Genomic DNA, 25,919 nt, shown 5'->3' on the forward strand with positions numbered 1-25,919 from the left:
GTAATGAATGAGGGAGCGCTACATAAAACACTAGTACGTCAGATAAATCGGCATTTAACCAAAGAATGCCTTCAGAATGAAAACCTACAGCAGTTCATTCAGTCTGTAAATGAATCTTACCAGAACTTTGCCCGCGATAACGAACTGCTCGAACATTCAGCCTTATTGAATGACCGGGAGTATTCAAAGGTAAATCAGCGGTTAAAAGAGGAAGTCAGCCAGCGTCGGCAGTCGGTCGAAAAACTGATGGAAGCCATTGAATTGATTGAAGTCCCCGAAGGCGATTCCATTGCTGATTTCGATAACGACAACCTCGTAGGCCTGGTCAATTTTCTGCAGCGACAAATCGAATACCGGAAGAGCATCGAGGCTGAATTGCGCCTGGCAAAAGACGAAGCTGAAAAAGCCACGCAGGCAAAGTCGGACTTCCTGTCGATGATGAGTCATGAAATCCGAACACCACTCAACGGAATTGTGGGCATGACTTACCTGATGTTACAGGAAGAAGTACCGCCAACGATGGTCGAAAATCTGAAAACGCTTCAGTTCTCGATCGAACACCTGCAGGCACTGATCAACGATATTCTGGACTTCAGCAAGATCGAAGCTGGGAAAGTTGAACTGGAAGAAACAACCTTCGACTTCAAACAGCTGGTATCGAATATAAAACGGGCTCAACAGGCCAAAGCACAGGAAAAAGGCAACCGGATTCGGTTGATGATCGATGATGATATCCCGAATGCACTGATTGGCGATTCGTTGCGTATCGGTCAGGTACTTACGAACCTGGTGTCTAATGCCATTAAGTTCACGCATCACGGCACCATCACCATCGAACTGGCACTGGAAAATCGGACTGAAGAAATGGCGTCGATTTTTGTGTCGGTTCAGGATACGGGGATTGGTATTGCCGCCGAAAAGCAGGAGGCTATTTTCAACATGTTTACCCAGGCCAACTCGGCCACTACCCGTAAGTTCGGCGGCACGGGGCTTGGGCTGGTCATCACCAAAAAGTTGCTCGAACTGTATGGTAGTGCCATTCAGGTCGATAGTCAGGAAGGAAAAGGGGCTACGTTCTCTTTCATCCTGAACCTACCCATTAGTCAAACGGCTGCTGTGACTATAGCTGCTCCGGATACGGTTGATGAAAAGACACTAAAGGGGTTACACATTCTGTTGGTCGAAGATTATCCCGTCAACGTAAAGGTAGCGCTGAAGTTCCTGCATAAATGGGGTATTGAGGTCGATACGGCCGAAAATGGTCAGGTGGGCGTGGATAAATGCCGAACCAAAAATTACGATCTGATTTTGATGGACTTACAGATGCCCGTAATGGATGGTTATACGGCGGCTGCCGAAATTCGAAAAATGAATTCCCGCATTCCTATTGTTGCCTTAACTGCATCCGCTACCTTTAGCAATCGGGACCGGGCTGTGCATGTAGGTATGGATGATTATGTTACTAAGCCATTCAATCCTAAAGATTTATTTAATAAAATTGCGAAATATAGCCAGCGGATTCCCGGCAATTAGTCAGTGTATATAAGAGAGAGTCTATATAGTTAATGACCATGGAGAATTTTAATTCGGCTAGTTTACATACCATTGACTATGACCGCCTGAATGAATTGTACGACGGTGATAATGATCAGATTGCCAGCCTGTTCGAGCTGTTTCTGGATGAGGTGTTCCCCGATTTTCGGGAGATCGAAATGGAAATTGATCAACAAAATTGGACCGAAGTCGCTAAAATTGCTCATAAAATGTTGCCCTGGGTTGGAATGGTTGGCCTAACGGCTTTAGAAGCTAAACTACGGAGCATCGAGACACTGGCCAAAACAGGCGGAAGTTCGGAAGATATAAAGCTAGGCTGGAGCCAGTTTAAATATGGCCTCGACAAAGCTATGCCTTTGATTCGGGAAGAATTGGCCCGACTGACTAGCTAGGTATCCAGTTGTTTTTGATTCCTTTCGTGCTCTCAATTAAAAGAGCCTCCCGGTCGACCGGGAGGCTCTTTTAATTGAGAGCACGAAAGGGGAAATTCTCGGGTCACAATAAAACAAGTTGACCTATACCGTCTCTTGCTGCGACTCTGATGTTTCGGTATGTGGTGTATGCAGGAATTTCTTACCCGCCTGTTTAAAGCTTAGTAATGTGCGCATCATACTCAGAATAAGCTGTGGCAGAACCATAAAGTCCTGAATTGAGATTTTACGCCATAAGTACAGTGGTATTGAAATGGCCAGGCTAAATGATAATACGCCAATTAATCCAGCCGAGAAAAGTAATAGCGCAGGATTGTAGATAATCAGGTTGACGAAAAACAGAGCGAAAACAGCAACTAGAAGCAGCGTTCGGGGAAGCAATAACGATTTGACCAGCGCGTTGAATGCGTGAAAATTACCTCGGGCCAGTTGCTGCATGCCAACGGCGAAATATTCTTTGATGAAGTAAACCTGAGCGGCTATCCAGCGAGTGCGCTGTCGTTCAAAAACGGCGATATTCTGGACTTTCTCATCAAACGTGAAGGCTTTGTGCAGATAGCCGATTTTGATACCATCAGTCAGGAGTAGCATTTCGAGCTCCTTATCGTAGCCACTGACCGTCTGTATTTGATTCATTAATCGTTTCATAGCTATAGGCTCAAAGCCCATGCCCGATCCAATGAGGGTAGCTGATAGGCCTAAAGCTCGCTGACCTGCCCGGAATAGGTTATTATTTACCTCTTCGTTCATGGCATCGAAAATAGCCACACTGGTATTGGTGTTTTTGGCCACCCGGTGCCCTTGTATAGCCTTCCAGCCTTTTTCGAAGGCCTGATTTATCCGGCTCAGAAAATCGGGGGCCATATGGTTATCGGCATCCGAAATCACGATAATGTCATAATACCCTTCTGGTAGCGAATTCAATGCGTATTTAATTGATTTCTGAACCGTCGATTGCTCAAATTCAACCGGGATGATTTTGATCGGGTAGGAGGAAAGCTGCTCCAGGGTTTGCGGTTGAAACGAATCGGCAATCACGATTAAATCGTACCAGTCGGATGGATACGATTGCTTGAGATTGGCAACTACGGAGCCTATGATCACACCGTCTTCTTTATAAGCCGGAATCAACACCGCAATCCGCCGAAGGGTGGCGTTGGTATCCAGCGAATCATCGGCATTTCCTAGACGGCCTGCTACTGCGGTTGTAAACAAATAGAACACATTGAATACCAGATAGCCAGTAATCAACAGCAAGATAAAATAGTAAAGAGACGCTATCATAGGCAGGCCTTTCGGAATATGTATGCTTAGAAACAAAATAACATAAAAAAACTATGAATACGAAATGACGTATCTTATATGTTTATATGATTTTGATAATGGTAAATAAATAGTAAATGATATATTTTTGATTAACAACAAAAGTCTTATGTTTGAGTTGATATATGAAAAAATTGGTGTATTTTAGCCGATTGTAGTTCTAACAAGCTTACAATCTGATTGTTATCTTGTTCTATTTGTTGAAGTTCTCCGTAATTCGTCAATTTAAATTCAGCCTTCCCACATGAAAAAAACTCTATTATTCGTCTGTTTCTCCCTACTTACCGTTACCACGGTGGTCTTATCAAGGCCCGGTGGACTTGCCTCTTTTTTAAGCCGCACCCTCGACGCCTATAGTTACCTGCTTTTCAATCGCCTTGTTAGTGAAGTGACGTTGCCCGGACATGTTGAGGCCGAAAATTACAGCGCCATGCAAGGTGTTCAGCCCGAGTCTACTGCCGATGAGGGTGGTGGTCAAAACATCGGTTATATGGATGATGGTGACTGGATGGATTATCCGGTCAACGTACCACAGGACGGTGTTTATTCATTTCGATTTCGGGTTGCCAATGGCTGGGTCGACGATGCGAAGTTTGAACTTCGCAAAGCCGACGGCACCGTACTGAAAGCAGTCGATGTGCCCCGGACGGGTGGGTTACAAAGCTGGAAAACCATCGGCGCTACGGTTCATCTGACGGCGGGCAGCCAAACCTTACGCATGTATATTGTGCGGGGAAGTTGGAATTTCAACTGGTTCGAAGCATCGGCCAGCCGGAATTTGCCGGGTAAGTTCGAAGCCGAATCGTTTGATGTAGCCAGCGATGTACGGCCCGAAACAACCTCGGATGAGGGTGGTGGTCAAAACCTGGGCTATATCGACGATGGTGACTGGATGGATTATAATGTCAATGTCGCTTCGGCGGGCGAGTACACCTTCCAGTTCCGGGTATCGAATAGCTATGGAAATGGGGTTATCTTTATTAAGTCGGAAGACGGTACGACACTCGGTAGCGTGAATGTACCCCGCACCGGCGGCTGGCAAAACTGGGCAACCGTAAGTACGGCCGTCAATTTACCAGCAGGGAGTCAGGTGTTGCGTATCTACACCAATCCCGGTACCTGGAATTTTAACTGGTTCAATGTAATCCAGAATGGCGGCTCAATTCCGGGTCATCTGGAAGCGGAAGACTATACGGCAATGCAGGGTGTCCAGGCCGAAACTACGGCCGATGCAACCGGTGGACAGAATATTAGCAGCATCGACGATGGCGACTGGATGGATTACAACGTGAGTGTGGCTCATAGTGGGGTTTACTCATTCCGGTTCCGGGTGGCCAATGGCTGGGGCGATGGGGCCCAATTTGAACTTCGCAAAGCCGACGGCACCGTACTGAAAGCAGTTGATGTACCCCGGACGGGTGGTCTGCAAAGCTGGAAAACCATCAGTGCTACGGTTCATCTGACGGCGGGCAGCCAAACACTACGGCTTTATGTAGTGAAAGGAAATTGGAATCTGAATTGGTTCGAAGCTTCAGAAGGCCGGAGTTTGCCGGGTAAGCTCGAAGCCGAATCGTTTGACGTAGCCAGCGACGTACGGCCCGAAACAACCTCGGATGAGGGTGGTGGGCAAAACCTGGGTAATATCGATGATGGCGACTGGATGGACTATAATGTCAATGTCGCTTCGGCAGGTATATATACGTTCCAGTTCCGGGTCGCTAATAGCTATGGAAATGGGGTCATCTTTATTAAGTCGGAGGATGGCACCACACTGGGCAGTGTCGACGTTCCAAGAACTGGTGGCTGGCAAAACTGGCAGACCATCAGCACAACAGCCACCTTACCGGCAGGGAGTCAGGTTCTGCGCATCTACACGAACCCCGGCACCTGGAATTTTAACTGGTTCAATGTGATTCAGGGAGGCTCGGTGAAGGCTCCGGCGACGATTACATTTGCCGCTTTGCCCAATAAAACCGTGGGTGATCCCGACTTTACCCTGAGTGCTACCAGTAACAATGCCGAATCTCCTGTAACGTTTACGTCATCCAATCCATCGGTCGTTTCGGTGTCGAATGCAACGGGCGTTTGGAAAGCATCGGTTGTAGGAACAGGAACGGCAACCATTACGGCATCTCAGGCCGCTTCTACGTCTTTCCTGGCGGCTACAGATGTAACGCAGACGCAGACGGTTACGGCCTCTACCGTTACGCTGGGTCAGAAAATTACGATTGATCCCAAGCGCTGGTATCAGCTCAATAATGTGAGCAATGGTCTGGACGGTCTGTTTGATGGCATCACCGATGTGAACGTCGAAACGGGCTGGGGTAAGGTACTGTCCAATTACGATGCCTATTACCCTCTTTTGCCGGGTGAGTCGATGACGATTGAAAGTGTCAAATTCTACGACTTCACGGGCAATTTCACGGATAATCCGCTGACTCTGTCGATCATTACCGATCAATGGCAGCGTATTCCCATTGCCACCTTCACCGGCGATCAGTATGCGACCTGGGTAGGGCCGTATCCGAGCCGATCAACTTCGGGCGATGCAAAATTCAAGCTGGATGTTCCCATCACGAATGCCCGCTATCTGGTAATCAACTCCTATAGCGCTTTCCCAACGGAGATGGAGTTGTATGGTTCCTATACACCCTCGACCCAGATCGTAACGCCTGCACCTACCAAAGCCGTGAAGCTGAAAGATATGCTGGGTGTGAATGCCTACGAATGGAATTTTGAGGATGGAAACACGCCCTGGCAGATCAACGAAGCGAAGATGAATATCGTGAAAAGCTTTTCGGGCATCCGGCATTACATGGACTGGAATAAGCTGGAATCGAACGAAGGCGACTATTCCTACAATCCTACCCTAAGTGGAGGCTGGAACTACGATGCCATCTACGAGCGCTGTAAAGCCGAGGGAATTGAGGTGCTGGCCTGCCTGAAAACGCTGCCCGAATGGATGGTAAATACCTACCCCAGCGACCAGCGCGATGCCGAAAATGTGCCGGTTCGCTACGGCAAAGATTTCTCCGACCCTCATTCGTACATCGAACAGGCAAAGGCAGGGTTCCAGTATATGGCCCGGTATGGTAGCAATCCGAACGTAAACCCCGCTTTGCTGAGCGTCAATACCACCCCACGCTGGACGGGAGATAATCCAAACAGCGTCAAAATTGGCCTGGGCCTGATCAAATACATCGAATGCGATAACGAACGCGATAAGTGGTGGAAAGGCCGCAAAGCGTATCAGACCGCCCGTGAATATGCTGCTAACCTGTCGGCCTTCTACGATGGGCATAAAAACACCATGGGACCAGGTGTGGGGGTGAAAAATGCCGATCCATCGGTGAAAGTGGTCATTGGCGGACTGGCGTCGGCCTCGGCCGGTTCCGATTATGTGAAGGGAATGATTGACTGGTGCATCCAGTACCGGGGGTATAAACCAGATGGAACGGTTAACCTGTGCTGGGATATTATCAACTACCACATGTATTCCGACAATACCTCGTCGTCGCAGAGTGGAACATCAACTCGGGGAGCGGCTCCAGAAGTAGCGCCGATCTATAAAATTGCGCAGGATTTCCGGAAAACGGCACACCTGCAATCCTACGATATGCCCGTCTGGATTACCGAAGCAGGGTATGATGTCAATCAGGGTAGCCCTATCCGTGCTATTCCGATAGGCAACAAGTCCGCTCTCGAAACTCAGGGCGACTGGATTTTGCGAACGGCTTTGCTGTACGCTCGCGAAGGCATCGAAAAATTGTTCTTCTATCAGCTTTACGACGACAACGGTTCGGGTGGCATGTTCGGCACATCGGGACTGGCCAATGGCGATAATCTGACCCGACGACCCGCTGCTGATTTCCTCTATCAGACCAATAAGTTGTTTGGGGAGTATGCGTACAAAGAGACCCTCAACCGCGACCCGTTTGTGGATCGGTACGAAAAAGACGGCAAATCGGCTTACGTGCTGGTGGTGCCGGATGAAGTTGGCCGGACGGCAACCTATACGCTGGATTTGGGAGCTGCCACGCAGGCGCAGATTTATCGGCCTAAGGTGGGTAGTAACGACATGGAACTACAAACGGTAAGCACCAATCAAGGGAAGCTGGAACTAACTGTAACCGAAACACCGATGTTTGTGGTACCTGGTGCCGCGTCTCCTAATGCACGGGTAGCCGCCAGTGTCGCAAAGGAAGATAAAAGCCTTGCCGAGTCGATTCGCGTTTACCCAAACCCGACGACCAGTTATGTAAGTATCGATGTTGAGCGGATCAGTAGCTCACCGCTCGATGTAACGTTGTTCGACGCCGGGCAGGGGCGGATTCAGCAGACCACTAAAATCCATAAAACCGGCGACCGATTCTCCGAAAAACTGGACCTGACTCAATTGGCGGTTGGCATGTACATCCTGGAAGTCAAGCAGGATGGTGAACGTGTACAGCAGAAAGTACTACGGGTTCACTAAGGTAGAAACGTAGGATTGCCAGAACAGGGTTTTGCTTCGCCTAAGGAGTGAAACCCTGTTTTTTTGTCAATATACCCTGTCAGGAATGGGATAAGTCGTATTGCTAATTCATTCGTAAAGGTTATGAAAATGATAGCTGAATAGAAAGTGGTTAGAGCCGTAAAAAGCGAATGTCATAATTGATTTTAATAAGCCGATAGATATACCGAACGGTGGCTATCGCTGGATTTTTACTGAATGTCCAGTATTTACGACTGATGGTACTGGGTTCTTCCTGGCTATTTTTCTGATAAAACAATTCCGTATAGTTGTTGTAAAACAACCCTTTTCCTTTCTTCTGAATAAACGCAATGCTCATACGATATTCGGTCTGGTCGGGGTGAATTCCTTCCCTGTACCGCCCGAACTTATCCAGAAACGTACTCCGACGAAGGTGTGGGTGGTCGCTGTATTCGTATAATTTCTTGTAATTGATGGACCAGGGCGGAATAAACATTTCCGAAAAGGCTTTATTGTAGGGCTTCAGATAGGGATAGCGGATATAGGCATAGAACCGTACAATATCGAACTGAGGCTCTTTGTTGAGAATAGCCAGCGATTCGATCAGCCGATCGGGGAAGGCCGTTGTGGGCTCAAAGTCCTCCTGTACGTATAGGGTGTACGGTGTTCGAACGGCAAGCTGACCTTTATTGATATTATTGCCCAGGCCCTTGTTGACGGGAGTAGTCACTAATTGAAAGCCATATTCAGGCTGAAGTTTTTCCAGATAGGTGCGGTGATGTTCCTTACTTCCATCGTCCGACACAACGATATCGCCAAAACGGCAGTTTAGCTGCCGAAAACTCTGTAACAGGTTTTCGAGCGAGTGGCTGCGGTTATAGTGCGTAACCAGAAGGCTGACGTCGGGAAAGTCGTAGGTGTTTTTCATAAACGAATTTTTACCAGTATAATGGTTTAAGGTTTTATCAATTTTTTGTACAATTGGCCGTCAGCGGATCAGCAGCGCCAGCAGAAACCGTATAAATCATAGACTTAACAACAGAAGTCTGACAGAGGAAGAAAATCGTCTGAGTATATAATAAGTTACTATTTTTCGGGGTTGCCATCTCTAGTTGTTTGTATTTTCTTTCTTTGTCTATGTAGGGTTACCGAATTAGTAAGACCCAACCACTTCGGGTAAAATGACGTTCTTCGCTCGTTATGCTGCGCATGCTGTAGTCGAATGTCCAGGCATAGGTACCAACGGTACAAGGTTCATTTCGGTAAGTGCCATCCCAGGAATTTTCGGGCTGGGTACTCGCAAAAATCAGGTTGCCCCATCGGTCGTAAACCCGGAAATGATACCTGATAAATTGACCCGCATGACGAATCAGTAACTGATCATTCACCGCATCGCCATTGGGCGTAAAAGCATCAGGTATATAGGTGTCTTCCAGATGACAGTTTTGAACGATAACATCGACCGAGTCGCGGTAGGGGCAGCCATTCAGGGTTGTTTCCAGCCAGTAAGTACCCGCTGTTGTGACCGTAAACTGCCGCTTGGTACTCCGGTCCGACCAGACGAACGTAGCTGCCGGGGACAGGGTATCCGGAACACTAAAAATGGCCGATGTGCCCTCACATAAGGTCAGGGTAGGGCCTAAATTGACCGGAGCATCGGGTATTCCATCCACCACCAGTACATTCGATTCGGCCGAGCACTGCGACCGCCCGACGGCCGCTTCGTTGATCGGCTGCGTATTGCGAAGACGGTAATACATTCGCCCCTTCTGAACCGGATTGATCGTGTAGCTCGCTTTGCCCGAACCGGGTGCCGTTGTCCAGTTCACATTGTCGCGGCTTTGCTGCCATAAATAAACCGGGTTCGGATACCCAACAGCCGCTCCTACCCGAAGGGTTAGGGAACTGTGAGCACAGGCCGATACCTCATTGGCCGTTGAGTTGGCAAATTGAATGGTCAGGGCTGGATGGATGGGCCGGAAGCCAATGTCGTCGATGATCAGATCATTGCCACAGCCGCCAAGCCCCTGATTTACCAGTTTGACCACAATATCATTCACGTTGGTCTGGATGGCAAACTGCATGGTCAACTGCACCCAGGTGGGCGTATTGGATCGGGGAATGGCAGGTTGGGTAAGCTCGCGAATGAGTGTACCATCTGGTTGTTCGATCCGCATGACAATGATTGGATTGCGAAGGCTGAACTCGTCGCAGGGACCGGCTACCATCACTTTATTTAAATTCAATGCCCAAAGCGAAAACTCATACGTAACACCGGGGCATAAGCCAGTTACCGTTTGGCTATAAAATTCGCTGGGCTGGTAGGAAGCATTGACCACGAACATATTCCCCCGAACATCGCCGGGAGTATGGTCTTCGGGTACAAAATGCCAGGCCTGTCCGTGGCAACTTCCTGATACAGTATCCATCACATTGTATTCGCCATCTTCCGGGCAGGCGATGGGTTTATAGGTGAATTTTGTTTGTCCAGCCGGTAAGGCCCCACGAACACCCGCACCAAACGTTTCGCAGATGATCGACCCCTGACTGCACTGGGCCCGACACAGCGTACCTGTTGCCAATACCAGCAAAAAGGGAACAATCCAGCCGAAAACGGATTGACGTGAGGGCATGGTTGGCTAGAGGTTCTGTTGAGTATATACAAGTTGTTGAAAGGATGGGTCTGGCTCTCTATAGTCAGTTCATGAAACTTCAGAGGCCAAAGAGCCAGTCTGACAACAGACGTTAATTGTTTGTTGACGTTTTGGTGTCGTGCGGGGCCTGGGAAACGAATAAGCCGCGAAAACGACGTAGTTCGATTCCAATTTTCAGCCATACCGTTCGGGAAAAACTACCATCTTTTTCGAGCGTACGCGTGCCTGTCCAGACGCGGGCTTTACTCGATTTCACCTGCTTTATCTCGCCATATTTCATCAAGTCGAAGCACATACGTCCGTCTTCGCCCCGAATCTTATGCATCACATAGCCGACCTTCAGCGCATAGTCACGGATATAGCCAAGGCTCATCCCATAGGCGTTCAGATGGGGTCGTTTCATATGCCGGAGTTCGGCCATACCATCTTTCATGGCTTCGAGCAGCGACAGTTTCCAGCGTGAAAATCCGGGTGAGGGAATGAATGAATAGCGGCCGTACACACACACCACGCCCGGCTGCTGCAGAACCGCCATCAACTCGTTGACCCAATCGGGTGGGTACAGACAGTCTGAATCGGCCGTCAGCAGGTATTTGCCGCGTGCTTGTTCGAGCCCCATCTGTCGGGCAGGGCCCCAGCCCTGAATGGACTGGAATACGCTGCGCACATGGAGCTTATCGAGCGTTTTCTGGGTCTGATCCGTTGAATTGTTGTTCACGATCAGAATCTCCAGCGGAATATCCGTTTTCATTTTCGCCAGCGACGCAACACTCCGAAGAATATTAACTTCCTCGTTCCAGGCCGGAACCACAATGCTCACCAATGGGTCGGGCTTCTGAATACCATCAAGATTTTGGTTGATGGTATCAAAAACCGACTGAGGAATCTCGTCGAATGATTTATACTTGAAATTGAACTCGTTTATCCAGTCGGGGGCTTTTAACAGGTTCATAATCGTATGAGTTAATCAATGATGATAGACAGCATATCAGGTTTTATAATAGGCCGCAGCGTTTCAGTTAGAATGAGCATCAGGCCAATGATTTATACACATCGAGTGTCGCATCAACCGATTTTTTGAGCGGGAAATCGGCCAATCGTTTGGTTCCTCGCGCCACGAGATCGGCTCGTAAGGTACTGTCGGCCAGCGTGCTGGAAAGCTTACTGGTCAGGTCGTCCTGATCGGTTGCTTTGAAAAAGACAGCCGCATCGGCGGCCACTTCCCGAAAACACTCCGTATCGCTTAACAAAATGGGACAACGCGCCTTGAATGCCTCCAGAATCGGTAAGCCAAATCCTTCATAAAGCGACGGATACACAAAGAGTTGCGCCTTTTGGTAGAGCATGTTTAGTTGCTCGTCGGTCGCATTGATATGCCTGACCTGATCGCTAAGTGCCAGTCGTTTTAAAAATTCCTGATCGGCTATTTCGATCTTTCCGCCACCGGTCAGGATCACGTTCAGGCCAGGGTCGCTGAGTAGCAAAGGCTTGATCGCGTTCATGAACAGATAAAAGTTCTTATAGCCACTTCGGTCGCCCACAAAAAGCACATACCGCTCTGGCAGATTCGGAACTGGGGCAAACTGGAGTGGCGTATCAATATCAATACCGTGGTAAATCACCGATACTTTGGCCGGATCGACCTTGAAAAAATGGAGCAGATCATTCCGGGTAGTATTTGAAATGGCGATAATAGCGTCGGCCCGCTCAATATTGAGTCGTTTCTGGTAGGTGAGGGGGTCCTGCGCCCAGAAATATTCGGGTAATCGCTCGTAAGTCAGGTCATGGATCGTAACGACCAGCGGCTTTTTGAGCTGTTTGAAAAAATACGGGTCGTAGTAAGTTGGGTGAAAAACGTCAAATTCTGACTTACTAAGCAGCCGTTCGCAGTAAAACTGATTCAGCAGATAATCGAGTTTATCTTTCCGACTCAAAATCTTATCACTCAGGGCGCCTTTGAGCGGGAGGGGTTCGTTTTGTAGATAGTGATTTTTGGCGTGCACAACCCCTAACTGATACGTAATCGAATCCGAGTGTTTGATTCCTTCAATAATGTTGGCAAAGTATCGGCTGATACCGCCGTACTTCTGCGTACTGAATTTCTGGTGATCAATAAAAACTTTCATTTAAGTCGTGGGTTGTGGTGCCAGATTGGTTGCTTACAGCGAATGCCAGGTCGATGGAAGCAGGTCTTTCGTATTCCAGGTGGGTTGATTTTTGTACCAGTGTTTGGGTGTAATAACCAGCTTGTTGGGGTTGGGGTTGAGCCAGGCTCCCCACCAACTGAACGAACTGTTTGCAATGATGTGATGATGGCATTTACTCATCAGAACCAGATCCGCCACATCGCCACTTGGTCCGGTGTTGGTCACAAATACACTGTCGGCAGGCAGCGGCAAATTCTCCCGTGCCCACTCTTTATCGTCGCTGAAGATGTAAAAGGCTGGATTTTTGATCTCCTTGGTCAGATGGCGAATGGCCGTTTTGTAATAGTCGATACCAATGAAGCCAAACGTTTTGCTGAACTCCGGGTGATTGACGTAATCGCCCCGGCGGACATGGACAGATACCGGAACGGGGGTATCCTGAATCTGTTGCTGGTAACTATCGAATTCAGAGCTGGGTGTCTTACTCAACTGCAGTTCACGGCGGATGCTGTCGGCATTCTCCTGAAAATAACGCTCCGTTTGCCAGAACCCTTCCATGATGATACAGGCAGCATGGGTCTTTAAAATAGTCTCGTCGTAGTGAAACTGCTTCTCTTTCAGGAACTTGAAGAAAGGCGGTAAACTACGATTCGGTAATAGCCGCGTCGACTTCGACAGGTATTCGACGGGCGACTCCTGAAGGATACGGTAGGGAACAGAAAAGAATCCGAGCTTGAACGAACGCGACGTATCGTCCGGGTACTCGTACAAATAATAGCTCAGGTCGACGTAAAACGCCGACTTATTTTTCAGGGAGAGGTTGCGAGCAGCCGCATACTGAAAAAGCTGATTCCCTAAGCCACTGGTTACTCGGCTGATAATCATTGTATTAAGACTATTTAGTCAAAAGAGGGAACGGTGGTTAAAAATGACCTCACCCCAACCCCTCTCCTAAAACAGGAGAGGGGCTTTGTTCCCAGTTTTTAGCCCCTCTCCGTTTTAGGAGAGGGGTTGGGGTGAGGTAAGGTTACTGTCTACTACGTTAGTAATGGGTACTCAAATGGTTTATAACTTCTTCCCGGTCACGGGCGTGCAGAATTGTTGCGCCCGACAACTTGGGGAATAGCGTCTGGTATTCATGAAAAGCGTGCTCGTGCCCCCAGTTCGGATTCGACAGGATGATGTTGGTACCGCCAAAACAACTGGCAAATGCGGCTGTACCTCCATGCATCGAAATGAAATGGCTACAGTTGGCGTACACCATCAGTTGCAGGTGGTTGTAGTTGTTTACAACCGAAGGGTGGTATTGGGCAAACAAATCGTCCATCAGTACTACGTTCGGATGGTTTTCCCGCAGCCAGGCATGCTCATTGAGCGACATGGTTTCGCTGTTGTCGCCAACAATCTGCGTTGGTAGCGGCCGATTGTAAATGATCTGGTACGTCGAACCGTATGTATTGATGATTCGGTCGAGGGTGGGAATGTCCAGAAAATTGATGGGCGGCTGATCCCACTCGATATTGTATTTGTTGGCAATGACCAGGATCGGCTTATCGTACACGAAGATGTCGTTTCGATACGTTTCCTTGTAGGGTACCTGTGCCCACTTCTGAAAACTGTAGAAGTAATTGTGGGTCATATTCGGCACATCGTAATGGTCGTATGACTCCGTCCAGATCCGCTTCGTAAACCGCTCTTCGTGGTTGGCACTGAAAAAGTAAAACTCCTTCGTGTTTTTGGCCGAAATGGTTTTTTTCAGTGTCCCGTTCAGATGATGCCAATAGGCAAAGGGCAGCACATACCGCAGCTCCTGATCGAATTCGCCCTGATAGCTAATGACTTTGTAGTGCTTTTTGAGGGCATAATCCCGAATGGCGTAACGGCCCTGAACCAGTTTACAGTAGTAATTATCCCGAACAAAATACCGCAGATCCTTTCGAAGCTTCGGGTATCTCAGCCAGGCTACTACATATAAAGATTTTAAAATAAGCCGTTGCATACGTTCTAGTTCAAGTTTCGGGTCTCAGTATTGGGTTTACGGTGGCTGACGCATCAATACTTCTTGCGTCAGCCACCGTAAACCGTAAATCATATTAATTACACAGCTTTCCCCAGCGTTTTCAACTCCGCTAATGGGAATTTGAAACGTATGGTTAAGCCAATAAATATCAATGCACCTATTACGACTTCCACAATGGTATGCACCACACTCAGTGTATCGACGTACGATTTGTAGAGCATTATGGCACCCACCATCAACAGACAGAATACGATCGGTTTGGCAATGGCTTGGGCGAATTCGGTCAGAAATGGACCAATGAGCGAATGAACGATTCGGAAATTGAGGAGCATATTGGCCAGGGTTGCCAGCATAAAGGCGACTGCAATGCCCACAACTCCCCAATACTGCGCAAGCACATAAACGAGCGGAATCTTAATAAAAAGCGTCGCGACGTTGAGTTGAAATAGAAGCTTGGGCTTCCCTTTCGAAAAAGCCAGCGTGAACAGAGGATTGCTCAGGAAGGTGAAAATGCTGACAAACACAAAAATGCGGATCAGTAGAATCGTGGGTTCCCAGCCAGGCCCGTAGAAAAGCGGTACCACACTATCGGCCGTAATGAACAGACCCGCCAGCAGGGGCAGATTGACATAGCTCAGCAAATCCAGAATGGTCAGGTACGATTTTTTTAGTTCGTCCGTATCGCCTTTCAGTTTGGCCAGAATCGGATACGCTACCTGGAGCACAATTGGGTTAAGCCGGGCAATCGGAAAAACGGCTAATTGAGAGGCCAGCGTGTAATAGCCGAGGGGCTTTACGCCCAGCAAGCCGCCTACCAGAATATTATCAGAGTTGGCCTGTATAAAGCCGACAATCCCATCACCTACATTGTAGAGACCAAACCGGAGGTGATCTTTGATAAGCGCCAGATCAAATTTTAAGGTAGGCGTAAAATGCCGCCGTCCGTAGATGATCTGAAGAATCGATTTGGCACTTTGCTGAGCCAATTGCCCAAATATCATAGCCAGCTCCGCAAAGCCGTTATACGCCAGCAGGATCGTTGTGCCGGTACCGATGAACGTACCTGTCATATCGATGGTGGCCACGGCCTTAAACCGAAGCTCTTTCTGAAGCAGGAACAGGTAAATCTGGCCCACATAAACCACAATAAAATACAGAGACGATAGCTTAATGACGGCCTCCAGGCGGGGTTCTTTGTAATAGGCGGCTACCAGTGGCCAGCTAAAAAAAACAACGATGCCAATAACCAGCCCCAAGATCAGATTCAGCAGGTAGATGGTGGACAGCACCTGCTGGTCGTCTTCCTGTTTATAAATGATCGAATTGGAAAAGCCGAGGTTGGCAAAAATGTTAAAGAACGCAATCAGGAGGGTGCTGACACTAACAATGCCAAATACCGATGGTTCCAGCAGCCGAGCCAGCACCGCTACCTGTCCAAACTGAAACAGGGTCGACAGCGCAGTTGAGATGCTCATCCACTTTCCACCACTAATTGCCTGTTGCTTATGACTCATGTCGACTACTGGTTAAGAAGCTTTGGGTTTTTAGACGATTGCCCCGGTATGCCCGGACCGTTTTGGGTACGCGGTAAACCTTGTTTAATGTCGTTGAGGCTTGGTGCATCCAGGTTACTTTCTGCCACTTTGTTTAGCGCCACCAATACGGGTTGTCGGGCCGCTTTCAGATAGAGGGCGTACAATTGCTTGTCCCGGCGTCCCCAAAGCGTATGGATTGTCAGAATCATAAGCGAAACGGCACTCTTGCTAACCAGGTGCAGCGGAATAGAGCTACTGACCAGCGGGGGAAGTTCCAGAATGACCTTATCAAACCGCGTTACAATCATGGCATCCTCGCCCGTCAGCAAGTCTTCCGGCTCCCTGATGTTCATGAAATTAGGGTGCAGCTCATACGGAAAGAAATGAATACCATCCTGCTCAAACTTTTGATCCGTATTGGTAAGCTGCGGATAGTAGTAGGCCACCTGTTCGCCCGATTCGGCATAGATACGGGCCAGCCCGTGGGCAAACCAGGTTTTCCCCTGCTTACTCCGTGTACTGAACAGGGTAATGATGGGCGGGTAGGAGGGGTTACTTCGCTGTTCGATGGTAATGTTGATGGCATTCGCCAACTGCTCGAACATACTGGTAGCTGCCCGGCTGGCTTTCGAATTGAGCGCAAATTTTTTGACCGTCGGGAACAACGCAATGATCGGACTGCCAATGCGCTGTTCGGCCTGCAGCAGCGAATTGACCCGCTTGTCGGCCCAGGTGCGGAAGGCTGCCAGCAGTAAGGCAATGATCAGGCCTGCACCGGCACCAATGGCCATAAAGAGCAGCCGTTTTGGAGCCTGCGGAGCCATTGGAAATACGGGTGGATCAAGTACCGACAGCGCACCTTTGAGGGTAATATCCTGGCTGTGGGTCTGGGCTTCGTTCAGCGATTGAACCATCCCGAGGTATTCCTTTTCGGCCACATCCAGATCGCGGGTCAGTTGTCGTTGCTCCGATTCCAGGGGAGGGAATGCCGCCGATTCAGCCTGGTATTCGTCCAGTCGTTTTTTGACAATGTCCGTTCGGGCAGCAGCCCCCTCGTATTCGAGTACCTTGTCGAGCCATTCATTGATCAGCTTCAGCTTAGGAATCGATTCCGAAGTATTGTCAGCGGCAAAGTAATTCTGGGCAATCTGCTTTAGTTCGGCCGAGAGCTGGGTGATCTTCGCCTGGTGTTTATCCAATACAGACTGAGGCTGGCCGTTCGTCCGGGCGTTGATCAACTGGGCTTCGGCAGCGGTCAGCTCTGCTTGCTTATCCGTGAGTTCAGTGTTGATCTTCAATAGATTACCTCCTCCCGACATGCGTTGGTTCAGCGCGTCCATAGCTGCTTTGGCCGCTCTCGACAACATCACCTCTTTGTTGTATTCATCAACCAGCGCTTCCCGGGTGGTCGAGCGAGTTTTTAATTCATCTTCAAAATTGAGGACATTGTGGGCGACGTTGAACGCTCGTAGTTTAGACTCGGCCTGGTCGAGCCGTTGTTTGGCGGCTTTGGTATTGGCTTCGTAATAGCTCAGAACGGGAGCCGTTTCGCCCCGCTTTAGGTTGGTGTACCGTTCGTTGAGTTCGGCAACGGCCAGATCGAGGGTTTGCTGAGCTATAGCCGGATCATCGGCTTCATACTCCATATCCAGCATGTCACTGGCAGCCCGGCGCGATGCTTTGAGCTTCTTGCCAATGGTCTCGGCCGAATAGTCACTACCCGTTTTGGCGAGCAAAGCCCGAACAGGGTTATCGGTCGAACTTTGGGCCAGCCGGTCAAGCTGGTTACGAGTCGAGTCCTGATTTCCCGTTTTCGTCAGCGTCTGCTTTAAGCTGGCTGGAATAGCTTGCTGAAGCTTCTGAAAACTGGTTGCTGAAAGCTGACGGTCCGTTGGTTTGGTCAGGTACAGGTGCTGACTGAGTAGCCGGAGACCAATTTGATACAGCGTCTGGTTGGAATTAAGCGTGGTCAGTACGTTGTCGAACGCATTGCTGATTCCCGAATAATCGACCTGAAAGCCTTCTTTGGCTGAATTTAGTCGATAACCCGATGTAAAACCGGTATAGAGCGTTGCCTTGGTCTTGTAGGTTTTGACCTCGTTACGCATGAAATAAAAAACGGCACCGGCTCCCAGGCAGGGAAACACGATAAACCAGATAAGATGCTGCTTCAAAAGCCGCCCAAGTTCCTGAAAAGTCATAGGTCAGATACGTTTCAGTTGACGAATTGGCACACCAACAAAGAGTTCGAGTGCATAAATAGCTTTAATGAATCCGGTCTTGGCCTGTTCGACGGTGGTTCGGGTTTCGGCATATCGGTTACTGTTGAAGGCATGCGCTTCGGGAGCGATTTTCCCCTTTTGCAGCTCTACCTCGGCGATTCGGAAAGCGGCCAGCGATGCCTGATCGTCGCGCAAACGAATCTGAAGAATTTTCTGGGCCAGCAACAGGTCCTGATACAGATTAAACAGGTCGCGTCGTAACTGGATCTCCGACAGTCGTCGGCGCTCCATGGAGGCATCGTAATTCGATTTAGCCAGTCGAACCTGTTGTGAGCGGCCGAAGAGATCATGAATGCTAAACGTCAGGTTGGCGCCATACCGATACCCGTTCGAGATCTGTGCGAGCTGATCATTGGCATTCGTGCCCGTCGATAGAATGGCCTGGTTACCCGATGAATAGTTGGCGTAGGCGGTAACATTTTGCAGAATCTGCACCTTCGACAGGTTGTAGGAGGCCTGCGATCCGGCCGCTATCGCATTTTCGAATTTGACGGTTGGCGAATAGGCCAGCGCTAGCTTAAACATCTCCTCAAACGAAATCAACTGGACGGCAATGTCCTGATTGAAATCGAACACCATACTATCGGCCGTAACGGCGGCAGACGGGGCGGTGGTGGACTGTGTACCAGTGGTTTGTTGAGGAGAGACTCCCTGACCATAGCCACTAACGTTGACCGTCATGCACAACGTCAGTACACCCGCCAGTGGGGGGGTAAGTTGTCTTAGTCGGTTAATCATATGCCGCTTCATTGGTGTGAGAGTCCTGGAAAAGTCATTGATCATTGGATAAACGTTGATAGAATGATTAGGCAGGTTGAGTTTGTCGCCAGGCTTTGGGCATCTGCTGAATGACGGTTTCAAATTCGCGGGCTCGTTCGGTCCATGAGTTGCGCTGAGCCATCTTGACACGTTGCTCAACCCGCTGAGAACCGGTGTCGGCCAGTGCCCGGCGAATCGCTTCGGCAAACTGTTCGGGGGTATCGGCCAGTTCGATAACGCCGTCGAAATCGTCCAGAATCGAGAATGTCGTCGATACAACGGGTAGTCCAGCGGCTAAATATTCGTTGATTTTCAGTGGATAAATGGTGTATGTATGCCGATTGCGCACAAAGGGTATAATGCCCACACTCAATTTAGCCAGTAAGGGTGGCAACTCAGTAGGTTGGTGAGGTGGAATAAATTTCACGTTTGGGTACTGGCTCAGTCGCTGGGGGAGCAGCGGTTCATGAACTTCACCAATAAATTGAAATTCTACATCCGGCATGGTGCGGGCGCAGTATTCCATGATATCGATATTGATCCGGTTATCGGCCGAGCCCAGGTAACCGACGGTTGGCGTTGAGGGGGGCTGTTGTTGGGCCAGGAGCCTGGCCTGATTGAACAGGTCAAAATTGGCCCCATTTTTCACGCAGTACGTATGTGGTTGCACCGTAGCCTTATCCTGACGCAGCGTTTCAGACGTAGTAACTACCGCATCGACCCGCCGAAGATACGCTTCTTCAAAGCGCATACCGTGCCGACTCATCCACTCTCCAGCCGCCGATATTTCGTCGAAACAGTAGTATAGGGTGGCACATTCGTTGAGTTTGCCCAGCATGGGTAAGCCAAACACCGGATTATAGGCGTTGATCACCAGAGGCCGATGCATATCCAGTTTCTTCAGGACCGTCTGTAACTGGCCTACCAGCCGATTGACATTCCAGCGCAGAAACATGTCGTGCGTGGTATCGCTCATCCAGTTGATGGGAAGAATAATCGGGGGTGACCATACATACAGATCCTCCCCGCCGTGATTATCAATTTTGTTCAGTGGATTTCCGAACAACAGCTCTTGTGTCGAGGCTTCCTTTCGGCCTGTGACCAGGTCTTTGACGGTATAGAGATAGTCGACAAAAAGCACCCGATGCCGGGCCGATAGCTCAGTCATAAGCTGAACAACGGCTTTCTGGAAATCGCCCTTCCAGGAAGTTTGAGAAATGCAGATGATGCTATCAAACTGTTTCATAGATATCGGGCGTGGGGTTTGAGTACAGGACAGCATCCGGGTGAGGGGCAGGCTGTGGGGTATCCCACCGGTTGCAGGTGGTGATCAGGATGGTTGTCATGAAAATAAAACTGTCGGTGGGAAACTGGCCAAGAACCGGGTTGGAATAGCTCATGACGGCGATCCCGACAAACTCAGCCAGAAACGCATACATCACCTTCACCAGCCAGGGGTCTTTTAGTTGCCAGACCCGGTAGACGCCAATTGCGGCTAAGCCAATGAGCATCAGGATATATAGCGTGACGCCAACCCGACCTGTTTCAATCCAGAGTTCTACGTACCAACTGTCGGGAGGAGTCTGGGCCGCCCAGTGCCAGGGCGAAAACCGCGCCCCCATATCCGTTGAGGTGCCAATACCGGCTCCGAACGGGTAGTCGGCCAGAATACGCTTGAGTTTCTCCTGGTTTTGCAGCCGCAGGAGAAACGAAGGATCGTTCATGGGCGTCAGGGCCGAACGCATCCGTTGTACCTGGTAGTTCGAACTCCCGACGCTGGTGTACATAAGCAGCAGAACCAGCGGAACGGCCAGTATCACGCCAATGATAAGTTTTGTAAAATCCCGTTTGAGTAGTAGGTAAAACGGAAAACCAGCCAGCATCACAAACAGGGCACTACGCGTGCCCGAAACAGCATAGCCCCAGAAGTACACCAGTGCCAGTACAACCAAAAAGACTTTATGCGTCAGCTTTTTTTCTTCAAAGCTGTAAATCACCGTGATCAGTGTAGCCCCGGCCATCTCGGCCCCAAATTGAGCTGCATCGGAATAAAACGAAAAACTTCTAAGTTGTCCAAATAGGATATGTGTAACTCCGTTGTTACCCTGGCTGAGCCAGTAAACCTCGGCCGGTTCCAGCCCAATGTATTGCTGCTTAAACGCCCATAAGGCCGCAAAAAATGACCAGCCCAGCCACGAATAGATCAGTATACGAATGTCGCGTCGGCTAATGGGAACCACCAGTACAATAATGGCGGCCATAAACCAGTGCATCGAAAAAGCCCGTACATGGAAAAACCAGGCAGGCCGATAAGGCGCTTCAGGATTAAGCAGTTCGATGACTGTATACGTAAACCAGATGGCAATCAGCGCAAATGTAGGACTCAATAATCGACGCCATTCTAACCGATGGCCATTCACAAAGAGACTCAGTAGCGTAAGGGCTAACATGCCATCGATCAGTAGCCCGATGGGAAACGAAACCGAAATAAACCGGGCCCAACCGACCAGAAAGCTAAGGTGCAGGTAAATTAACAGGCCAACGCGCGGCTCTTTGAGAACCAGAATCACAACCAGTAGGGCCAGCGGACCTATTATGGCCATTGCTCCTCCAACCGGCCCCATTTTACTGATCAGATACCCTACCATAAACGAGTATAGGCCTCCCAGGAGACCATATAACCAGTACTGGCCAGATGTAGGACTGTTCAGTGAAAATGCCGATTGTGCCATAATGAAGAACGACTGTCAGGTTAGTTAGGTGAGTGCGTCGACTGCATTGGCACGCCGTACTTTCTCCCAGGTTCCTGATTGATTCCCCCGCAAATAGCGAACCAAACCTGCAAGTGCACAGATATTCATAAACGTAAAATAGAAGGGAACGAAAGCTGCCTTCAAGCGTATTTGTCGTTTTTCCAACGTATAGCCTAACCAAGCTGCGCCATAAAATAAAATTTGCCCGATCATCAGCCATCCCCAACCCGAATTCCAGCCATCTCGTATGACCAATCCGGCGTTTAGCAGAACGATCAGGGGTAAGCACAATGGTGTTACTGCCCAGCGCATCACCCGGTGTGATACATACTCGAAGGTGAGCACACCGTACCGAAACGGATTGAGCAGGTGCTTGAGCCATACAATCGACTGAAAACCACCGGCTGCAATACGGACTTTGCGTTTCTGTTCGTCGATGATCGAAAACGATGGCCGTTCGAGAGCATAGGCGTCGGGTTCGTAGGCCACCCGGTATCCGTTTCCTGCGATGAGCAGCGAAATCATGAAATCGTCCAGAATAGTATTGGGCGATACGGGCTCATACAGCTCCGTTCGGACGGCAAATAGCTCACCAGCCGCCCCAACAATTGTCTGGAGTTCAGCATCCCAGCGTTTCAACTGCGATTCGTATTTCCAGTAGATTCCTTCGCCCGAACCCGCAGCCGATTCGTTGTCGGCCGTTTGTATTCGTTTTTCTCCGGCTACCGCGCCAACCTTCGGATCGCGAAAGTGCCGGACAATGTTCCGAACTGCGTCAAGATTCAACTGCGTATTGGCATCGGTAAAAATCACAATGGGCGTTTTCACCTGTTGCATAGCCATGTTCATAGCCGCTACTTTACCACGCCGTTCGGTACCTCCCAGAATGTCAACCGCATCGCCATAGTTTGTGCGCAGGTAATCATCCGACCCGTCGGTCGAGCCTTCCGTAACGAACAGGAAGTGAATTCGTTCGCGCGGGTACGATTGGCCCAGCGAGTTGGCCACCTTGGCAGGCAGGCAGTCGAGTTCATTATAAGCCGGTACAATGAGCGTTACTTCGGGCATAAAATCGTCCGAGATGTCAGGAACGGCAGGTCGGCGAGGGCGAAGCCGGATCAAGAACCATACCAGCAGTCCATAACCCAGGTATGTATAGACCACAAGCCCGATACAGATTAATAGTAGTGCTTCCATATGTGTGGTATCGTTAGCCCGTAACAACAGCCGGTACTGGTTGGGGTGTCGTCAGTTTTGGGGTATGCATAAAATTCCAGATGATAGCATCCTTTACCGCTTTGAGGTAGTCGGGTTGCCATCGTACTATGTATTGGGTTAGGGCCTTTGGGAGAGCAATGAAAAAAAAATATAGGTAAAAAACCAGCAGGGGAAACCCATCGACGTTCCGGCGCATGAACCACAACCGATTACGGGTATGGTAGTACACCTTCATTGGGTTCATTTTGCCAACACTCATCGATTCGCGATGATAGATCAGCGCCTTGGGCTGGTAATAGATTTCAAATCCGGCCCGGCGAATGCGTGCCGACCAATCCAGCTCTTCGTAATACAGAAAGAAGCTGTCATCGAGAGAACCCGCCCGCTCAAGAACAGCCTTACTGACGAGCATAGCGGCCCCATGAGCAAACCAGGTAGCTCCAGGATTATCGTACTGCCCCTTATCGGGTTCCATTAGACCAATGGCCCAGGTTCGACCGGTATATTGATTAAGTGGGTGATAGCCAGCATACTGGATCACATTGGGCTGGTCGTAATAGCGAATCTTGGGGCAGACAACTCCGACAGCCGGATGATCGGCAAAAGGAGCCAATAGCTGTTCGAGCAAATCGGGCGTGACAATGGTATCGTTGTTGAGCAGAAAGTAATAGTCGCCTTTGGCGTGCCGGATTCCCAGGTTATTACCCCCCGAAAATCCCAGATTTTCGGGGCTATCGATGTACGTTACGTGCGGGTAGTTTCCCTGCGCAATTCGTTCGGCAAGGTCGTCTTTCGATCCGTTGTTGACGACAATAATTTCGTAGCGCGGATAGGTCAGCGCCCGGGTCGATTCCAGCAGATCACAGGTTACTACCGCCTGCTTGTAATTGACGGTAATCAGCGAAATCAACGGCTTCCTGTCTACACATTCTCCTTCTGCCATACCGCTTTTAATGTTCTCAGCAAAATAATCAAGTCCGTCCGTAAGGAGTACCGTTTGGCATACAGTACATCCAGCTGGATACGCTCCAGATCCGATACTTTCGATTTTCCCCGTTTTGTGACCTGCCATAAACCGGTCAAACCAGCCGGAGCGGCAAACCGACGGGCGTAGCCAATGTTTGTCAACTTTTCGGCTTCATATAATGGAAGCGGCCGATTGCCGACAAAAGACATATCACCCTTAAGGATATTGAATAATTGCGGTAGTTCGTCGATACTGGTGTTCCGTAGGATTTTGCCCAGACGTGTCACCCGGGGATCTTCCTTAAACTTGCTGAACATGGCTTTCGCTTTCTGTTCGCGATGATACTGGTGTTCGCAGATTTGCTTCTGATCCAGATAAAGTGGCCGCTGACAGGGAACATTGGCTAGCTTACAGTCGTCGCATAGTTCATCCTCCGGTTTTTCATCCACCACCTTATTGTACATATTCTGCGACGACATACCCGCCAGCAGTTTGTCGGCACCAGTACTCATCGTGCGGAACTTGTACATGTCGAAAATCTTGAACCCCATGCCGACTCGTTTGGAACTGTAGAAAACAGGCCCTCGGGAGTCGAGTTTAACCAACACTGCGACGATAAGCAGCAGTGGAGAGATCATGGTCAGGATCGCAAAGGACAGAACAATATCGAAGATCCGTTTGCCCACGGGCATTCGAACCGATACGGGCTTATGAACGACCCGGCCGCTTCGCTGGTAATCCCGCTTTTGGATCAGGTAGTTTATACGGATTTTAAGAGCAGCCTCCGAGTAGTTAATCGGAAAAGCATCAATGATAAAACCATGATACGGCGCGGCTGTCAGATCAACCTGCTCCTGATCGGTCAGTAAAATAATAGGTATTTTGGTGCGGCTCTGTTTCGCCTTATAGGCGTTCATAAAGCCACGGGTATTCGTATCGTCAGTATAAAGAATCAGATCAACAACTTCGTTATCATCCAGATACGAAATTGCCGCCCAGCTATCAGCCACACCGATAACGTCAATGGGCGAGGGGAATGCTCGCTGAAACGATTTGATACGTCGATCGTCGTTGTCAACAAAGAGCACCCGAAAGGATTGAATACTTTCGCTCACAGCCTTCATGATATGTTGTTAAACAAAAGAACGCTTATCAATCGGCATCAGGCTGGCCAACGCTGGCTTCCATCCGGCGTAATACAGTCGCAATCTTGGTTTTTACCTCCATTGGGTTGAACGGTTTGATGATATAATCATCAGCGCCCATTTTCAGGCAGGCAATACGCGTGTCGCTATCGGCGTAGGTTGATAAAATAATGATGGGTAATTTTTTAAAAACAGGACTGGCCCTAAGCATGCCGATTAGGTTTTTACCGTCCATATGGGGCATTTGTATATCCGATAGAATTATATCGACGGGGTTGCCTTCCTCCAGCCATGCCATCCCTTCCATCCCGTTTTCTTTTGTTGTTACGTCGAAATCATCTTTCAATGTTTGTCGTAACACCTTACGAATAAAGGAATCATCTTCAATCACTAATACATTGTATAGTTTTTTCATATAAGCACAAATTTACTCAGTAGGTCTATTACAGTAAGATTTTTTGAATTGTAAAGTTAGGTATTATGGTTATGAAATGCTGATATAGTAAACAAAAAGGTGGCTTAAGCTTTCTGTTTTTTGACAGAAATTACAATAAATTAATTTTACGGTAGGTAATGTCAACTATGATTGTATGCAAATACGATAATCAGGTGGTATATAAGTTGTCAATTATTGAATTTTATCGACAAAATATATAT

19 protein-coding genes are annotated in these 25,919 nt (G+C 49.0%); 3 read left to right on the forward strand and 16 right to left on the reverse strand.

The window, feature by feature from the left end; genetic code table 11:
• Positions 1-3 precede the first annotated feature (3 nt).
• Together ACYVFD_RS02820 and ACYVFD_RS02825 are read left to right on the forward strand one after the other, a co-directional pair.
• Entirely contained in the window at positions 4-1,533 is a 1,530-nt protein-coding gene (locus tag ACYVFD_RS02820; RefSeq protein ID WP_461088234.1) for a response regulator, read from the forward strand.
• 38 nt (positions 1,534-1,571) lie between these two features.
• On the forward strand, positions 1,572-1,946 hold the full coding sequence (locus tag ACYVFD_RS02825; protein ID WP_461088235.1) for an Hpt domain-containing protein: 375 nt from the start codon (positions 1,572-1,574) through the stop codon (positions 1,944-1,946).
• Between the two features lie 123 nt (positions 1,947-2,069).
• On the opposite strand, the gene ACYVFD_RS02830 is transcribed toward ACYVFD_RS02825, so the two are convergent.
• Positions 2,070-3,269, reverse strand: a complete 1,200-nt coding sequence (locus tag ACYVFD_RS02830; RefSeq protein ID WP_461088236.1) for a glycosyltransferase family 2 protein — start codon at positions 3,267-3,269, stop codon at positions 2,070-2,072.
• Positions 3,270-3,552: 283 nt separating this feature from the next.
• Here ACYVFD_RS02830 and ACYVFD_RS02835 point away from each other — a divergent pair, with 283 nt between their 5' ends.
• Complete coding sequence (locus tag ACYVFD_RS02835) at positions 3,553-7,782, forward strand: carbohydrate-binding protein (RefSeq protein ID WP_461088237.1); 4,230 nt, start codon at positions 3,553-3,555, stop codon at positions 7,780-7,782.
• 151 nt (positions 7,783-7,933) lie between these two features.
• On the opposite strand, the gene ACYVFD_RS02840 is transcribed toward ACYVFD_RS02835, so the two are convergent.
• From ACYVFD_RS02840 to ACYVFD_RS02910, 15 genes are all read right to left on the reverse strand, one after another.
• On the reverse strand, positions 7,934-8,710 hold the full coding sequence (locus ACYVFD_RS02840; protein ID WP_461088238.1) for a glycosyltransferase family 2 protein: 777 nt from the start codon (positions 8,708-8,710) through the stop codon (positions 7,934-7,936).
• A 217-nt stretch (positions 8,711-8,927) separates the two neighbouring features.
• Complete coding sequence (locus ACYVFD_RS02845) at positions 8,928-10,415, reverse strand: gliding motility-associated C-terminal domain-containing protein (RefSeq protein ID WP_461088239.1); 1,488 nt, start codon at positions 10,413-10,415, stop codon at positions 8,928-8,930.
• Positions 10,416-10,527: 112 nt separating this feature from the next.
• On the reverse strand, positions 10,528-11,388 hold the full coding sequence (locus tag ACYVFD_RS02850) for a glycosyltransferase family 2 protein (RefSeq protein WP_461088240.1): 861 nt from the start codon (positions 11,386-11,388) through the stop codon (positions 10,528-10,530).
• A gap of 79 nt (positions 11,389-11,467) precedes the next feature.
• Positions 11,468-12,562 carry a glycosyltransferase family 4 protein gene (locus ACYVFD_RS02855; protein WP_461088241.1) on the reverse strand — a complete coding sequence of 365 codons (1,095 nt, stop codon included), beginning with the start codon at positions 12,560-12,562 and terminating at the stop codon, positions 11,468-11,470.
• Between the two features lie 33 nt (positions 12,563-12,595).
• On the reverse strand, positions 12,596-13,468 hold the full coding sequence (locus ACYVFD_RS02860) for an alpha-1,2-fucosyltransferase (RefSeq protein ID WP_461088242.1): 873 nt from the start codon (positions 13,466-13,468) through the stop codon (positions 12,596-12,598).
• Positions 13,469-13,625: 157 nt separating this feature from the next.
• Positions 13,626-14,582, reverse strand: a complete 957-nt coding sequence (locus ACYVFD_RS02865; RefSeq protein ID WP_461088243.1) for a hypothetical protein — start codon at positions 14,580-14,582, stop codon at positions 13,626-13,628.
• A gap of 98 nt (positions 14,583-14,680) precedes the next feature.
• The gene (locus tag ACYVFD_RS02870) at positions 14,681-16,117 is read right to left on the reverse strand and encodes an MOP flippase family protein (RefSeq protein ID WP_461088244.1); all 1,437 of its coding nucleotides are present in this window, start codon (positions 16,115-16,117) and stop codon (positions 14,681-14,683) included.
• A gap of 5 nt (positions 16,118-16,122) precedes the next feature.
• Complete coding sequence (locus ACYVFD_RS02875) at positions 16,123-18,339, reverse strand: GumC family protein (RefSeq protein WP_461088245.1); 2,217 nt, start codon at positions 18,337-18,339, stop codon at positions 16,123-16,125.
• Between the two features lie 3 nt (positions 18,340-18,342).
• Positions 18,343-19,170, reverse strand: coding sequence for a TolC family protein (locus ACYVFD_RS02880; protein WP_461088246.1), 828 nt, complete (start codon positions 19,168-19,170; stop codon positions 18,343-18,345).
• Between the two features lie 55 nt (positions 19,171-19,225).
• Complete coding sequence (locus ACYVFD_RS02885; RefSeq protein WP_461088247.1) at positions 19,226-20,425, reverse strand: glycosyltransferase; 1,200 nt, start codon at positions 20,423-20,425, stop codon at positions 19,226-19,228.
• On the reverse strand, positions 20,412-21,911 hold the full coding sequence (locus tag ACYVFD_RS02890) for an O-antigen ligase family protein (protein ID WP_461088248.1): 1,500 nt from the start codon (positions 21,909-21,911) through the stop codon (positions 20,412-20,414). Before ACYVFD_RS02890 ends, ACYVFD_RS02885 begins: the two co-directional genes overlap by 14 nt.
• Positions 21,912-21,935: 24 nt before the next feature.
• Positions 21,936-23,129, reverse strand: coding sequence for a glycosyltransferase family 2 protein (locus tag ACYVFD_RS02895; RefSeq protein WP_461088249.1), 1,194 nt, complete (start codon positions 23,127-23,129; stop codon positions 21,936-21,938).
• Positions 23,130-23,142: 13 nt separating this feature from the next.
• On the reverse strand, positions 23,143-24,093 hold the full coding sequence (locus ACYVFD_RS02900) for a glycosyltransferase family 2 protein (RefSeq protein WP_461088250.1): 951 nt from the start codon (positions 24,091-24,093) through the stop codon (positions 23,143-23,145).
• Entirely contained in the window at positions 24,072-25,241 is a 1,170-nt protein-coding gene (locus ACYVFD_RS02905) for a sugar transferase (protein WP_461088251.1), read from the reverse strand. The genes ACYVFD_RS02900 and ACYVFD_RS02905 overlap by 22 nt, the downstream gene beginning before the upstream one ends.
• Before the next feature lie 28 nt (positions 25,242-25,269).
• Positions 25,270-25,677, reverse strand: a complete 408-nt coding sequence (locus tag ACYVFD_RS02910) for a response regulator (protein ID WP_461088252.1) — start codon at positions 25,675-25,677, stop codon at positions 25,270-25,272.
• Positions 25,678-25,919: the final 242 nt, after the last annotated feature.

Source organism: Spirosoma gilvum (assembly GCF_054776815.1).

Coding starts and splice junctions, on each gene's coding strand:
- ACYVFD_RS02880 (WP_461088246.1), bottom strand. CDS start 19,170: ATGAAGCGGCATATGATTAACCGACTAAGACAACTTACCCCCCCACTG.
- ACYVFD_RS02855 (WP_461088241.1), bottom strand. CDS start 12,562: ATGAAAGTTTTTATTGATCACCAGAAATTCAGTACGCAGAAGTACGGC.
- ACYVFD_RS02830 (WP_461088236.1), bottom strand. CDS start 3,269: ATGATAGCGTCTCTTTACTATTTTATCTTGCTGTTGATTACTGGCTAT.
- ACYVFD_RS02820 (WP_461088234.1), top strand. CDS start 4: ATGAATGAGGGAGCGCTACATAAAACACTAGTACGTCAGATAAATCGG.
- ACYVFD_RS02860 (WP_461088242.1), bottom strand. CDS start 13,468: ATGATTATCAGCCGAGTAACCAGTGGCTTAGGGAATCAGCTTTTTCAG.
- ACYVFD_RS02825 (WP_461088235.1), top strand. CDS start 1,572: ATGGAGAATTTTAATTCGGCTAGTTTACATACCATTGACTATGACCGC.
- ACYVFD_RS02840 (WP_461088238.1), bottom strand. CDS start 8,710: ATGAAAAACACCTACGACTTTCCCGACGTCAGCCTTCTGGTTACGCAC.
- ACYVFD_RS02900 (WP_461088250.1), bottom strand. CDS start 24,093: ATGGCAGAAGGAGAATGTGTAGACAGGAAGCCGTTGATTTCGCTGATT.
- ACYVFD_RS02895 (WP_461088249.1), bottom strand. CDS start 23,129: ATGGAAGCACTACTATTAATCTGTATCGGGCTTGTGGTCTATACATAC.
- ACYVFD_RS02850 (WP_461088240.1), bottom strand. CDS start 11,388: ATGAACCTGTTAAAAGCCCCCGACTGGATAAACGAGTTCAATTTCAAG.
- ACYVFD_RS02910 (WP_461088252.1), bottom strand. CDS start 25,677: ATGAAAAAACTATACAATGTATTAGTGATTGAAGATGATTCCTTTATT.
- ACYVFD_RS02845 (WP_461088239.1), bottom strand. CDS start 10,415: ATGCCCTCACGTCAATCCGTTTTCGGCTGGATTGTTCCCTTTTTGCTG.
- ACYVFD_RS02865 (WP_461088243.1), bottom strand. CDS start 14,582: ATGCAACGGCTTATTTTAAAATCTTTATATGTAGTAGCCTGGCTGAGA.
- ACYVFD_RS02885 (WP_461088247.1), bottom strand. CDS start 20,425: ATGAAACAGTTTGATAGCATCATCTGCATTTCTCAAACTTCCTGGAAG.
- ACYVFD_RS02905 (WP_461088251.1), bottom strand. CDS start 25,241: ATGAAGGCTGTGAGCGAAAGTATTCAATCCTTTCGGGTGCTCTTTGTT.
- ACYVFD_RS02875 (WP_461088245.1), bottom strand. CDS start 18,339: ATGACTTTTCAGGAACTTGGGCGGCTTTTGAAGCAGCATCTTATCTGG.
- ACYVFD_RS02835 (WP_461088237.1), top strand. CDS start 3,553: ATGAAAAAAACTCTATTATTCGTCTGTTTCTCCCTACTTACCGTTACC.
- ACYVFD_RS02870 (WP_461088244.1), bottom strand. CDS start 16,117: ATGAGTCATAAGCAACAGGCAATTAGTGGTGGAAAGTGGATGAGCATC.
- ACYVFD_RS02890 (WP_461088248.1), bottom strand. CDS start 21,911: ATGGCACAATCGGCATTTTCACTGAACAGTCCTACATCTGGCCAGTAC.